At 59.0% G+C, this 12,773-nt stretch carries 13 protein-coding genes; all 13 read right to left on the reverse strand.

Going from position 1 to position 12,773, the window contains the following annotated elements:
* Position 1: 1 nt before the first annotated feature.
* Positions 2 to 634: a ribonuclease HII gene (rnhB, locus tag GIW28_RS04805; RefSeq protein ID WP_017137151.1), complete on the reverse strand. Its 633-nt coding sequence runs from the start codon at positions 632 to 634 to the stop codon at positions 2 to 4.
* Positions 631 to 1,770 carry a lipid-A-disaccharide synthase gene (gene lpxB / locus GIW28_RS04810; RefSeq protein WP_099548557.1) on the reverse strand — a complete coding sequence of 380 codons (1,140 nt, stop codon included), beginning with the start codon at positions 1,768 to 1,770 and terminating at the stop codon, positions 631 to 633. Before lpxB ends, rnhB begins: the two co-directional genes overlap by 4 nt.
* A gap of 2 nt (positions 1,771 to 1,772) precedes the next feature.
* Positions 1,773 to 2,549: an acyl-ACP--UDP-N-acetylglucosamine O-acyltransferase gene (gene lpxA / locus GIW28_RS04815; protein ID WP_017137149.1), complete on the reverse strand. Its 777-nt coding sequence runs from the start codon at positions 2,547 to 2,549 to the stop codon at positions 1,773 to 1,775.
* Positions 2,546 to 2,986 (reverse strand): 3-hydroxyacyl-ACP dehydratase FabZ, encoded by a 441-nt coding sequence (fabZ, locus tag GIW28_RS04820; protein WP_003172281.1) that lies wholly within the window; start codon positions 2,984 to 2,986, stop codon positions 2,546 to 2,548. The genes lpxA and fabZ overlap by 4 nt, the downstream gene beginning before the upstream one ends.
* Before the next feature lie 111 nt (positions 2,987 to 3,097).
* On the reverse strand, positions 3,098 to 4,153 hold the full coding sequence (lpxD, locus tag GIW28_RS04825) for a UDP-3-O-(3-hydroxymyristoyl)glucosamine N-acyltransferase (RefSeq protein ID WP_017137148.1): 1,056 nt from the start codon (positions 4,151 to 4,153) through the stop codon (positions 3,098 to 3,100).
* A 3-nt stretch (positions 4,154 to 4,156) separates the two neighbouring features.
* Positions 4,157 to 4,660: an OmpH family outer membrane protein gene (locus tag GIW28_RS04830; protein WP_003189173.1), complete on the reverse strand. Its 504-nt coding sequence runs from the start codon at positions 4,658 to 4,660 to the stop codon at positions 4,157 to 4,159.
* Between the two features lie 45 nt (positions 4,661 to 4,705).
* Positions 4,706 to 7,096: an outer membrane protein assembly factor BamA gene (bamA, locus tag GIW28_RS04835; protein ID WP_177032706.1), complete on the reverse strand. Its 2,391-nt coding sequence runs from the start codon at positions 7,094 to 7,096 to the stop codon at positions 4,706 to 4,708.
* A 74-nt stretch (positions 7,097 to 7,170) separates the two neighbouring features.
* Positions 7,171 to 8,523 carry a sigma E protease regulator RseP gene (rseP, locus tag GIW28_RS04840; protein ID WP_236445857.1) on the reverse strand — a complete coding sequence of 451 codons (1,353 nt, stop codon included), beginning with the start codon at positions 8,521 to 8,523 and terminating at the stop codon, positions 7,171 to 7,173.
* A gap of 53 nt (positions 8,524 to 8,576) precedes the next feature.
* Entirely contained in the window at positions 8,577 to 9,767 is a 1,191-nt protein-coding gene (gene ispC, locus GIW28_RS04845) for a 1-deoxy-D-xylulose-5-phosphate reductoisomerase (RefSeq protein ID WP_099548696.1), read from the reverse strand.
* Positions 9,764 to 10,573 carry a phosphatidate cytidylyltransferase gene (locus tag GIW28_RS04850; protein WP_177032710.1) on the reverse strand — a complete coding sequence of 270 codons (810 nt, stop codon included), beginning with the start codon at positions 10,571 to 10,573 and terminating at the stop codon, positions 9,764 to 9,766. The genes ispC and GIW28_RS04850 overlap by 4 nt, the downstream gene beginning before the upstream one ends.
* Positions 10,574 to 11,329, reverse strand: a complete 756-nt coding sequence (gene uppS, locus GIW28_RS04855) for a polyprenyl diphosphate synthase (RefSeq protein ID WP_017137143.1) — start codon at positions 11,327 to 11,329, stop codon at positions 10,574 to 10,576.
* A gap of 17 nt (positions 11,330 to 11,346) precedes the next feature.
* A complete protein-coding gene (frr, locus tag GIW28_RS04860; RefSeq protein WP_138453693.1) occupies positions 11,347 to 11,904 on the reverse strand; it encodes a ribosome recycling factor in 558 nt (185 codons plus the stop codon).
* Positions 11,901 to 12,644: a UMP kinase gene (gene pyrH, locus GIW28_RS04865; RefSeq protein WP_003172271.1), complete on the reverse strand. Its 744-nt coding sequence runs from the start codon at positions 12,642 to 12,644 to the stop codon at positions 11,901 to 11,903. Before pyrH ends, frr begins: the two co-directional genes overlap by 4 nt.
* Between the last annotated feature and the right edge of the window lie 129 nt (positions 12,645 to 12,773).

Consider the following 12,773-nt stretch of genomic DNA (forward strand, 5'->3'; position numbering starts at 1 on the left):
ACTAAACCTCGCTGAGACTCTCACGCGCCTCGTAAGCCTGACGAACCGGGGCGAACGAACGACGGTGGATCGGCGTCGGGCCCAGGCGAGCCAAGGCTTCCAGATGAACGGGCGTCGGGTAACCTTTATGACCACCGATGCCGTAGCCCGGATAGATCAATTCAAACGCCGCCATTTCGCGGTCGCGGCTGACTTTGGCCAGGATCGAGGCGGCGGCAATCGCCGGGACCTTGCTATCCCCCTTGACCACGGCTTCTGAAGGCATCGCCAGTTTGGGGCAGCGGTTGCCGTCGATCATCGCCATTTTCGGTGTGATGTGCAGCCCTTCGACGGCGCGCTGCATGGCCAGCATGGTGGCGTGAAGGATGTTCAGCTCATCGATCTCTTCGACTTCGGCCCGGGCGATGTGCCAGCTCAACGCTTTTTCGCAGATCTCGTCGTAGAGCTTTTCACGGCGCGCTTCGGTGAGTTTTTTCGAGTCATTGAGACCGAGGATCGGGCGATTTGGGTCGAGGATCACCGCCGCCGTCACCACCGCGCCACACAACGGGCCACGCCCCACTTCATCAACACCGGCGACCAGTGCGTCGGCGTGTGCGACCAGACTGAAATCCAGGCCCATTTGCGTGGTCATAAAGCGTCCTGTTTTTGCCCGATCAAGGTCAGTACGGCATCAGCCGCCTGGTTCGATGCATCACGCCGCAGGGTGCGGTGGATGTCGTCAAAACCACGGGTCTGCTCTTCGCCGCCGTCGATCAAGGGTAGTAGGGTTTGTGCCAAGGCTTCGGGCGTTGCATCGTCCTGCAACAACTCCGGCACCAGCAGGCGTTGGGCCAGCAGGTTAGGCAAGGAGATGTAAGGGCTCTTGACCATGCGCTTGAGAATCCAGAACGTCAGCGGCGCCAGGCGATAAGCCACGACCATCGGGCGCTTGTACAGCAGCGCCTCCAGGGTCGCGGTGCCCGAGGCAATCAATACCGCATCACAGGCGGCTAGAGCCAGGTGCGACTGGCCGTCGAGCAAGGTCAACGGCAGATTGCGGCCTTCGAGCAACGTCTCGATTTGCGCACGCCGTTGCGGGCTGGCGCAAGGTAATACGAAACGCACGCCTGGCTTCAGGGCTTGAAGGCGTTCGGCAGCCTCGAAAAACACACTGGCCAGACGCCCGACTTCGCCGCCACGACTGCCTGGCATCAATGCCACCAGCGGACCGTCAGGCAAGCCCAGCTGGGCGCGCGCGGCGGCGCGGTCAGCTTGTAGCGGGATGGTGTCGGCCAAGGTATGCCCGACAAACCGCACCGGTACGCCCTTCTCTTCGTAGAACCTGGCTTCGAACGGCAGCAAGGTCAGCATCAAGTCGCAGCCTTCGCGGATCTTCAGCACACGCTTCTGCCGCCACGCCCATACGGACGGGCTGACGTAATGCACGGTCTTGATGCCGGCCTGACGCAACTTGAGTTCGATATTGAGGGTGAAGTCCGGCGCATCGATGCCAATAAAGACGTCGGGCTTTTCTTCGATCAGGGTTTGAATCAGCAGCTTGCGGCGTGCCAGCAACTCACGCAGGCGGCCCAGCACCTCCACCAGCCCCATGACCGACAGGCGCTCCATGGGAAAGTAGGATGTCAGACCTTCGGCCTGCATCAGCGGGCCGCCCACGCCAATAAACTCCACCGCTGGATGCTGGGCCTTGAGCGCCCGCATCAGGCCAGCGCCCAGGATATCGCCGGAAGCCTCACCGGCCACCAGCGCAATACGCAGAGTAGCCATGATCAGCGGGTGATGCCGCGCGTCGATGCCTGGATAGAGTCGCGGAACACCGCGACTTCCGGGAACAACGCTGCTGGCTCGGTCAGTTCAGTCAGTGCCTGCTCAACCGTCAGCCCCTGACGGTAAACCGTCTTATAGGCGCGGCGCAGAGCGTGAATCGCGTCTTCACTGAAACCGCGACGGCGCATGCCTTCGAAGTTCATGCTGCGGGCTTCGGCAGGGTTGCCGAACACCGTGACAAATGCCGGAACATCCTTGCCAATCGCTGTGCCCATGCCGGAAAAGCTGTGGGCGCCGATATGGCAGTACTGGTGGACCAGGGTGAAGCCGGACAGGATCGCCCAATCGTCAACGTGCACATGGCCGGCCAGCGCCGTGTTGTTGACCAGGATGCAATGGTTGCCGATCACACTGTCATGGCCGATATGCGCATAGGCCATGATCAGATTGTGATCACCCAGCGTGGTTTCGGCACGATCCTGCACAGTGCCACGGTGAATGGTCACACCTTCACGGATGATGTTGTGATCACCGATTACCAGGCGTGTTTCTTCACCCTTGTACTTCATGTCCGGGGTGTCTTCGCCTACCGAGGAAAACTGGTAGATACGATTGTGTTTGCCAATGCGGGTCGGACCTTTGAGGATCACGTGTGGCCCGATGACAGTCCCCTCGCCGATTTCAACACCTGCGCCGATGATCGACCAAGGGCCGACCTCAACGTCGGCGGCCAGAACGGCCGACGGATCGATGATTGCGCGAGGGTCAATCAAACTCATAGTTTGCGTTCCGCACAGATGATCTCAGCGGAACACACCGGCTTGCCGTCCACCGAGGCCTGGCATTCGAACTTCCAGATCTGGCGCTTGCAGCTGATGAACTTGGCTTCCAGGATCAACTGGTCACCCGGAGTGACCGGGTTGCGAAAGCGCAGTTTGTCGGAGCCCACGAAATAGTAAAGCGTGCCGTCGGCAGGCTTGAGGTCGAGCATTTTGAAACCAAGGATACCGGCAGCCTGGGCCATCGCTTCGATAATCAGCACGCCCGGCATGATCGGATGCGCGGGGAAGTGACCATTGAAGAACGGTTCGTTGATGCTGACATTCTTGTAGGCACGAATGCGCTTTTCCTCGACATTGAGGTCCACTACACGGTCCACCAGCAGGAACGGGTAACGGTGAGGCAGGTATTCGCGAATCTCGTTGATGTCCATCATTTCGGGGGGAAGCCTGTAATAAAGATTGGGGGCGGGCGAACTAAACGCACGCCCCGCTAGCAAATCAAGGAGGCAGTCTAGCGGCTGTGCACACTTGATATGGAAATGGTATCAGCCTTCTGATGAAGCATTACCGCCAGGGGTCACGTCCTCGACACGCTTTTCGACCTGCTTGAGGCGTCGGGCCATGTCGTCGATCTTGCGCAAACGTGCCGCACTTTTGCGCCATTCAGCCGCAGGCTGCATGGCCGTACCGGAAGAGTAGGCACCCGGCTCGGTAATCGAGTGGGTCACCATGGTCATGCCGGTGATGAAGACGTTGTCGCAAACTTCAATATGCCCCACCAGCCCAACGCCACCGGCGAGCATGCAATGCTTGCCGATCTTGGTACTGCCGGAGATACCCACGCACGCCGCCATGGCGGTGTGATCGCCAATCTGCACGTTGTGGGCGATCTGGATCTGGTTGTCGAGCTTCACGCCGTTACCGAGTACGGTATCGGCCAAGGCCCCGCGATCCACAGCGGTGTTGACACCGATTTCCACGTCGTCGCCGATCAATACGCCGCCGACCTGGGCAATTTTGTGCCAGATGCCTTTGGCGTTGGCAAAACCGAAACCTTCGCCACCGATCACGGCGCCTGACTGAATGACAACCCGCTCACCAATACGCACGTCGTGGTAAAGGGTGACGCGAGGCGCCAGCCAACCATCGGCGCCGATTTCGCAGCGCGCACCGATAAAGCAATGAGCCCCCACCGTGACACCGGCAGCAATGCGCGCACCACTCTCGATTACGGCAAACGCGCCAATGCTGGCCGCAGGGTCAACCTGGGCATCATCGGCAATCACGGCCGACGGGTGAATACCAGCCGCCGCCCTGGGTTTCGGATCGAACAGGTGCGACGCCCGGGCATACGCCAGGTAAGGGTCGGCAACCACCAGCGCATCCCCGTTAAACCCTTCGGCGTCAGCGGCCTTCAGCAACACGGCTGCGGCTTGGCTGTCGACCAGGTATTTACGGTATTGGGGATTTGCGAGGAAGCTCAACTGAGCTGGGCCAGCCTCCTGCAAGGTGGCTAGCCCAGTAATTTCTTTCTCCTTGGAGCCACGCAAGGTGGCCCCCAGGAACTCGGCCAACTCGCCGAGCTTGATAGTCGCGGTCATGGCTTACTTCAGCTGGTTCATGCGCTCGATCACCTGGCGGGTGATGTCGTATTGAGGCTTGACGTCAATCACGGCGCCGCGCTCGAACACCAGGTCAAAGGCACCTTTCTTGATGACTTCTTCCACGGCGCTGTCGAGCTTAGGCTTGAGCTGCTTGAGCATTTCACGGTCAGCAACGGCTTTGGCTTCGTTCAGCTCCTTGGACTGGAACTGGTAGTCGCGGGCCTTTTGCTTGAATTCAAGCTCCAGACGCTCACGCTCGCCTTGCTGCATTTTGTCGCCACCTGCTACCAGACGATCCTGGATACCCTTGGCACTGCTTTCCAGAGTCTTGAGCTTGGTCAGTTGCGGACCGAACTTCTTCTCGGCATCCACGGCGTAACGCTTGGCCGCGTCGGATTCCAGCAGGGCCATCTGATAGTTCAGGACGGCGATTTTCATTTCGGCGAAGGCCGGGGTGGTTACCAGCACGGTGGCCAGCAGAACCAATTGAGTCAACTTACGCACGATGTACTCCTACAGAATCCGTTGTCGTTATCTTGGGTCAGACGCTTAGAACGTCTGGCCGAGGGAGAATTGGAAAATCTGGGTTTCAGCGTTATCCGGTTTCTTGATCGGCATGGCCAGAGCAAAGCTCAATGGGCCAAGTGCAGTCACCCACGTCACACCTACACCTACGGAACTGGCGAGGTTGGTCAGACTGACGTCGTTGCACTGGGTGTTGGACACAGAACCAGGATTCGGGTTGTTGACCTGTTGGCACTTGGAGTCAAACACGTTACCCACGTCCCAGAAGACCGAAGTACGCAGCGAACGCTGATCCTTGACGAATGGCAGCGGGAACAGAAGCTCGGCACCACCCTGGATCAGTACGTTACCACCGAATGCCAGAGCGTCATTGTTGGAGTCAGGGAGCGTGCCTTGGTTACCGGTTACCGCTTGACCACGACTCGGCGTACCACGCGGGCCCAAGGTACTGTCCTTGAAGCCACGAACCGAGTTGAAACCGCCTGCATAGTAGTTCTCATAGAACGGCAGACCACTGGTCGAACCATAACCGTCGCCATAACCCAATTCGGTGTGCAGGCGCACGGTGTAGTTGTCGCTCAGCGGCTGGAACAACTGGCCACGGTAGTCGAGCTTGAAGAACGACAGGTCGCTGCCCGGCGTGGTGGCTTCAGCAGTCAGGCTTTGGGAATGGCCACGTGTCGCCAGCACACCTTTGTTCAGGGTCGATTCCGACCAGCCAACCGACGCCTTGAAGTTCAGGAACTGGTCACCTTCACGGCGCACGAAGTCGAAAATCTCATCCGTGGTGTACACACCGGTCTTGATTTTGTCCTGTTGCGCAGTAAAACCGAAGGTCAGACGCGAAGTCTCACTGATCGGGTAACCGATGTTGACACCGGCGCCGAGGCTGTCGATCGCGTAGCTGGCAACGTCAACGTTCAGGTCTTTGTAGTCGGTGGTGCGATAGAAGGCGTTGTAGCCCAGGCTCACACCGTCAGCTGTCCAGTAGGGGTCGACATAACCGAAGTTATAGCGGCTCTGGTATTCGCTTCGGGTCAGGCCGATGGAGACCTTGTTACCGGTACCGAGGAAGTTGTTCTGGGTGATCGAACCACCGAGGATCAGGCCGGCACTCTGTGCAAAACCGACGCTGGCAGTGATCGAACCCGAGGCCTGTTCTTCAACGGCGTAGTTCACGTCAACCTGGTCGTCCACACCCGGTACGGCCGGGGTTTCAACGTTGACTTCCTTAAAGAAGCCCAGGCGCTCAAGACGGGTCTTGGACTGGTCGATCAGGTAAGTCGACGCCCAGCCACCTTCCATCTGACGCATCTCACGGCGCAGCACTTCGTCCGCAGACTTGGTGTTGCCACGGAAGTTGATGCGGTTCACGTAGGCACGCTTGCCTGGGTCGACAACGAAGGTGATGTCCACGGTGTGGTCTTCGTCGTGCGGGGTCGGCACGCCGTTGACGTTGGCGAAGGTATAGCCTTCGTTACCCAGGCGACGGGTGATCAGTTCGGACGTGGTGGTCATCAGCTTGCGCGAGAACACCTGGTCTTTCTGCACCAGCAACAGCGACTTCACCTGGTCTTCAGGGACTTTCAGGTCGCCGCTGAGCTTGACGTCACGCACGGTGTATTTCTCACCTTCGTTGACGTTGACGGTGATGTAGACGTGTTTCTTGTCCGGGGTGATGGACACCTGGGTCGAAGCGATATCCATGTTGATATAGCCACGGTCCAGGTAGTAGGAACGCAGACGTTCCAGGTCACCGGAGAGTTTTTCACGGGCGTACTTGTCATCGTTCTTGAAGAACGACAGCCAGTTGGTGGTCTTGAGTTCGAACAGGTCGATCAGGTCGTCATCAGCAAACTTGGTGTTACCCACCACGTTGATGTGCTGGATCGCCGCCACGGTGCCTTCGTTGATCTTGACCTTGAGGCCAACACGGTTACGAGGCTGCGGAATCACTTCGGTTTCCACGGACGCGGAATAGCGACCCTGGGCGACGTACTGACGTTGCAGTTCGTTACGCACACCCTCGAGGGTGGCGCGCTGGAAGATCTCGCCTTCGGCCAGGCCGGATTGCTTGAGACCCTTCATCAAGTCTTCAGTGGAGATCGCCTTGTTACCCTCGATCTCGATACTGGCGACGGAAGGTCGCTCAACGACAGTGATGACCAGGACGTTACCTTCGCGACCCAGTTGGATATCTTGAAAGAACCCGGTTTTGAACAGCGCACGAGTGGATTCCACCAGGCGACGATCATCCGCCTGTTCCCCGACGTTCAACGGCAAGGCACCAAAGACGCTACCGGCGGAAACCCGCTGGAGGCCGTTGACGCGAATATCGGAGATAGTGAAGGACTCGGCGTGAACTTCGGCGATCATCAATACGGTGAGAACCGCAGTTAGCAGCAGACGTTTCATGAAGTCCTTTCTTATTCCAACTGGCAATAAACAAACTGCCGCAAAATGCGGCAGATTCGCAATTCAGCGAAGCGTTACAGTCGTCCCAGATCGTTGACCAGAGCTAACAACATCACTCCAACCACCAAACTGATACCGATCTGTATCCCCCAACCCTGCACCCGATCCGACAAGGGGCGACCACGCACCCACTCGACCAGATAAAACAACAGATGCCCCCCATCCAATACTGGAATGGGCAGCAAATTCAGAACTCCAAGGCTAATACTCAGATAAGCCAGGAAATTCAGGAAATCCGCGACACCCGACTGGGCAGAAGCGCCCGCCACTTTAGCAATGGTTATCGGTCCACTCAAGTTTTTTACCGAGAGCTCGCCGAACAACATTTTCTTGAGCGATTCGAGGGTCAGTACACTCATGGTCCAAGTGCGTTTTGCACCCTCGCCAATCGCCGCCAACGGCCCGAAGCTGACCTCCCGCACCATCGAGGGTGGCCAGTCGACACCTTTCACCCCGGCACCCAGGTAGCCCCCAGCGGCCTTGGCTTCCCCGCGTACCGCCAGGGTCACAGGGACGTCGATTTGAGCACCATCGCGCTCAACTTTCAGCACAATTTTGGTATCAGGGCGTACACGCACCAGATCAACCACTTGCTGCCAGTCGCCCAGCGCCTGGCCATCAAGGGCCAACAAACGATCGCCGGTTTTCAGACCTGCGGCTTGCGCCGGGCCTTTCGGATCCAACTCGGCCAGTACCGGCGGCAAGGCCGGGCGCCAAGGCCGAATCCCCAGCGACTTGATCGGATCAGGCTCATCTGCGCCCTTGAGCCAGTGATCCAGGGCCAGGGCGCGAGGCGTCTCGGCGGTGGAATCCGGTTCGCGCACCACCACATTAATGGTGCCGCTTTCACCCATGCGGCGTACCAGCTGTAAATTGACCGCGCCCCACCCTGTGGTCGGTTCGCCATCAATGGAAACAATTTCCTGCCCTGCGACCAGACCGGCCTTGGCCGCCATGCTGTCCGCTTCGACCGCGCCGATGACCGGGCGCACCTGCTGGCTGCCCATCATGGCCAAGACCCAGAAGAACACCATCGCCAAGAGGAAGTTGGCGATCGGACCGGCAGCCACAATCGCGATACGCTGACGAACGGTCTTGCGATTGAAGGACTGGTCCAGTTGATCAGCCGGCACTTCGCCTTCACGCTCATCGAGCATTTTGACGTAGCCACCCAGCGGAATGGCCGCAATTACGAATTCGGTGCCACGACGATCGTGCCAACGCAGCAACGGCATGCCGAAACCGACGGAAAAGCGCAGTACCTTGACGCCGCAACGACGCGCCACCCAAAAGTGGCCGAATTCGTGGAAGGTGACCAGCACACCCAGAGCAACCAGGGTGCCGACAATCATGTAGAGCGCACTCATCTAATTTCTCCGCATTCCAATCCAGTGCCTGAAGGCTCAAACCTGCCCACAGGCTAACGCGCGTTGCGGTTCAACCATTGCTCGGCCAGGGCACGGGCCTTTGCATCGGCCTCGAACACTGCACCCAAATCTTCCACTGCCACAACGGGCTCAAGGCTCAAAACTTCCTCGATGATACTCGGGATCTGCGGGAAGCGAATACGCCCGTCAAGAAACGCCGCCACAGCCACCTCGTTAGCCGCATTAAGCATAGCCGGCGCACTGTTGCCCGCCTCTGCTGCTTGCCGCGCCAAACGCAGGCACGGGAAGCGTTGTTCGTCCGGCGCCTCGAAGTCCAGGCGCGCAACGGCGAACAGGTCCAACGGCGCGACCCCCGAGTCAATCCGCTCCGGCCAGGCCAGGGCATTGGCGATCGGCGTGCGCATGTCCGGGTTACCCAACTGCGCCAGCACCGAGCCGTCCACATAGTCGACCAGGGAATGAATCACACTTTGCGGATGGATCACCACTTCAACCTGATCCGGCCGAGCGTCGAACAACCAGCACGCCTCGATCAACTCCAGGCCTTTGTTCATCATGCTCGCCGAGTCCACGGAAATCTTGCGCCCCATGGACCAGTTCGGGTGTGCACAGGCCTGATCAGGCGACACGTGCTCCAGATCAGCCAGTGGAGTTTGCCGGAACGGGCCACCGGATGCCGTAAGAAGAATCCGTCGTACACCCACCTGGCTCAAGCCGCGGGCAAAATCACCGGGCATGCACTGGAAGATTGCGTTGTGTTCACTGTCGAGGGGCAGCAACACTGCGCCGCTCTTGCGTACTGCCTGCATAAAGAACGTGCCGGACATGACCAGCGCTTCTTTATTGGCCAGCAGGATCTTCTTGCCAGCACCCACCGCTGCCAGCGTCGGGCGCAAACCCGCTGCGCCGACGATGGCCGCCACCACGGTGTCTACCTCGGCATCGGCCGACACCTGGCACAGCCCTTCCTCACCCACCAGCACCTGCGTAGCCAGCCCGACAGCCTGCAACTGTTGCTGCAAGCCACGTGCTGCCGCCACTTCAGGCACTACGGCAAAGCGCGGCGTATGACGCACGCACAGGGCCAGCAGCTCGGCCAAACGGGTGAACCCGGTCAAGGCAAACACCTGATAACGGTCAGGATGGCGAGCGATCACATCCAGGGTGCTCAACCCCACCGAGCCGGTTGCCCCCAGCACGGTCACCTGTTGCAGGCGGCTCACGAAGCCGTCATCCACAACAGCACTGCAAAGATCGGGATAGCAGCGGTAAGGCTATCGATACGATCCAGCACGCCGCCATGGCCCGGCAGCAGGTTGCTGCTGTCCTTGATCCCGGCCTGGCGCTTGAACATGCTTTCAGTCAGGTCGCCCACCACCGAGATGAACACCACGACCGCCGTACCCAGCAGGGCCAGGAGTATTTCCTTCACCGACCAGTCGCGCACAACACCCACTACGAGCGTGATCAGCAAGGTCAACGCCAAGCCGCCGTAGACGCCTTCCCAGCTCTTGCCAGGACTGACAGCCGGGGCCAGCTTGCGCTTGCCGAAGGCGCGACCAGAGAAGTAGGCGCCAATATCGGCGCCCCACACCAACACCATCACCGCCATGATCAGCAGGTTGCCGTTCGGTGCATTCTTGATTTCCACCAGGCCTTGCCAGGCCGGCAGCAAAATCAACAAGCCAATCACCAATTTGCTGGCAACACTGGACCAATGGCCACTGGTGCGCGGAAAGGTCAGCACCAGGAAGGTCGCGAGCGCCCACCACAGCACCGCAGCGCCCAATACCCAAGGCACCACGATGCTCGACAGGGTATGCATCAGAAACAGCAACAGCGCTACAACAGCGGCGTAGACCACGCGTGGCAATTGCGCATTAAAGCCCGCCAGACGCGCCCACTCCCAGGCACCCAGGGTCACGACCACGCCGATAAACAGCGCAAAGCCGGAACCGTCGAGCAGGAAAAACCCACACAAGGCGATCGGCAGCAGGATCAGTGCGGTGATGATTCGTTGTTTAAGCATTTAAACCCGGGCTCCAGCTTCGATCTGCTCGCTCGTTTTACCGAAGCGGCGCTGACGGGAAGCGAAATCGGCCAGTGCATTACGCATGGCATCGTGTTTGAAGTCCGGCCAGAACAGGTCGGAGAAGTACAGCTCGGTGTAGGCCAACTGCCACAACAGGAAGTTGCTGATGCGGTGCTCGCCACCGGTGCGGATACACAGGTCCGGCAACGGCAGGTCACCGGTCACCAGGCAGGTTTGCAACAATTCGGGCGTGATGTCGTCGGGCCGCAGGTGCCCGGCCTGTACTTCGCGAGCCAGGCGCTGCGCGGCCTGGGCGATATCCCACTGGCCGCCATAGTTGGCCGCGATCTGCAGTACAAAACGGTTGCTGCCAGCGGTGATGGCTTCAGCTTCGCGCATGGCCGCCTGCAGCTCCGGATGAAACCGCGAACGGTCACCGATGATACGCAGGCTGATGTTGTTGTCGTTGAGGCGCTTGGCCTCACGACGCAAAGCCTTGAAGAACAGGTCCATCAAGGCGCTGACTTCTTCGGCCGGCCGTTGCCAGTTCTCACTGGAGAAGGCAAACAGGGTCAACACTTCGACCTTGGCCTCGGCACACACCTCAATCACCGCGCGCACTGCATCGACACCCGCTTTATGCCCGGCGACACCCGGCATAAAGCGTTTTTTCGCCCAGCGATTATTCCCGTCCATGATGATCGCGACATGGCGCGGCACCACAGAGGGCACAGTCTGCTTGGTCTTTTCCATGAAGGTGTCCTGACCCCTTATACGGCCATCAGGTCCTTTTCTTTCTCTTCCGTAGCCTTGGTGATCTGGGCCTCGGCATCTTTGGTCAGCTTGTCGATATCGGCGACGGCGCGACGTTCTTCGTCTTCGCTGATTTCTTTGTCCTTGACCAGTTTCTTCAGGTCGCCCAGCGCATCACGGCGGATATTACGCACTGCAACCCGCGCATCTTCAGCTGCGCTGCGCGCCTGCTTGGTGAAGCCCTTACGGGTTTCTTCGGTCAGGGCCGGCATGGAGATCAACAGCAACTCGCCCAGGTTGGTCGGGTTGAGGTTCAAGCCAGCGCTCTGGATGGCCTTGTCGACAGCGCCGAGCATGTTGCGCTCAAAAGCCACGACTTGCAGGGTGCGCGAGTCTTTTACGGTGATATTGGCTACCTGAGTGATGGAGGTATCTGCGCCGTAGTACGGCACCATCACACTACCCAGGATGCTTGGGTGAGCCTTGCCGGTACGAATCTGGCCAAATGCATGGGCCAGAGACTCCAGGGATTTCTGCATACGCTCTTGAGCGTCTTTCTTGATTTCGTTGATCATTGTTGGCCTTCCTCGATCAGAGTCCCTTCCGCGCCGCCGTGTACGATATTCAGCAGGGCGCCGGGCTTGTTCATGTTAAATACGCGCAGCGGCATCTTGTGGTCGCGGCACAGGCAAATAGCCGTCAGGTCCATCACACCCAGCTTGCGATCCAGCACTTCATCGTAGGTCAGATGATCGAACTTCTCGGCATGCGGGTCTTTGAATGGGTCGGCAGTATAGACGCCGTCTACCTTGGTGGCCTTGAGCACCACGTCGGCATCGATTTCGATGGCACGCAGGCAGGCAGCCGAATCGGTCGTGAAGAATGGGTTACCCGTGCCTGCGGCAAAGATCACGACTTCCTTGGCGTTCAGGTGGCGCATGGCTTTGCGACGATCATAATGATCAGTCACGCCAACCATGGAAATAGCCGACATCACGATGGCCGAGATATTGGCGCGCTCCAGGGCGTCGCGCATGGCCAGGGCGTTCATCACAGTGGCCAGCATGCCCATGTGGTCGCCAGTGACCCGGTCCATACCGGCAGCACTCAGTGCCGCGCCACGGAACAGGTTACCGCCGCCAATCACCAGGCCGACTTGAACGCCGATGCCGACCAGTTGGCCGACTTCGAGCGCCATGCGGTCGAGCACCTTGGGATCGATCCCGAACTCTTCCGAGCCCATCAGGGCCTCGCCGCTGAGCTTGAGTAGAATGCGTTTATAGCGAGCCTGATAACCACTGCCCTGCTGAGCCATTGCGAATCTCTCCTGCGGCGTATTTTTTAAAAATTCTTGGCGAGCCGTTTACGGCTTGCGTTCACTCTAGCTGGACGCTATCACAGCGCCATCGGAACACGGCTTTGTAAGCCAGTTCCGAAAGGAAGC

The sequence above is a fragment of the Pseudomonas sp. PA-5-4B genome (assembly GCF_021606215.1).
GTDB lineage: Bacteria > Pseudomonadota > Gammaproteobacteria > Pseudomonadales > Pseudomonadaceae > Aquipseudomonas > Aquipseudomonas edaphica.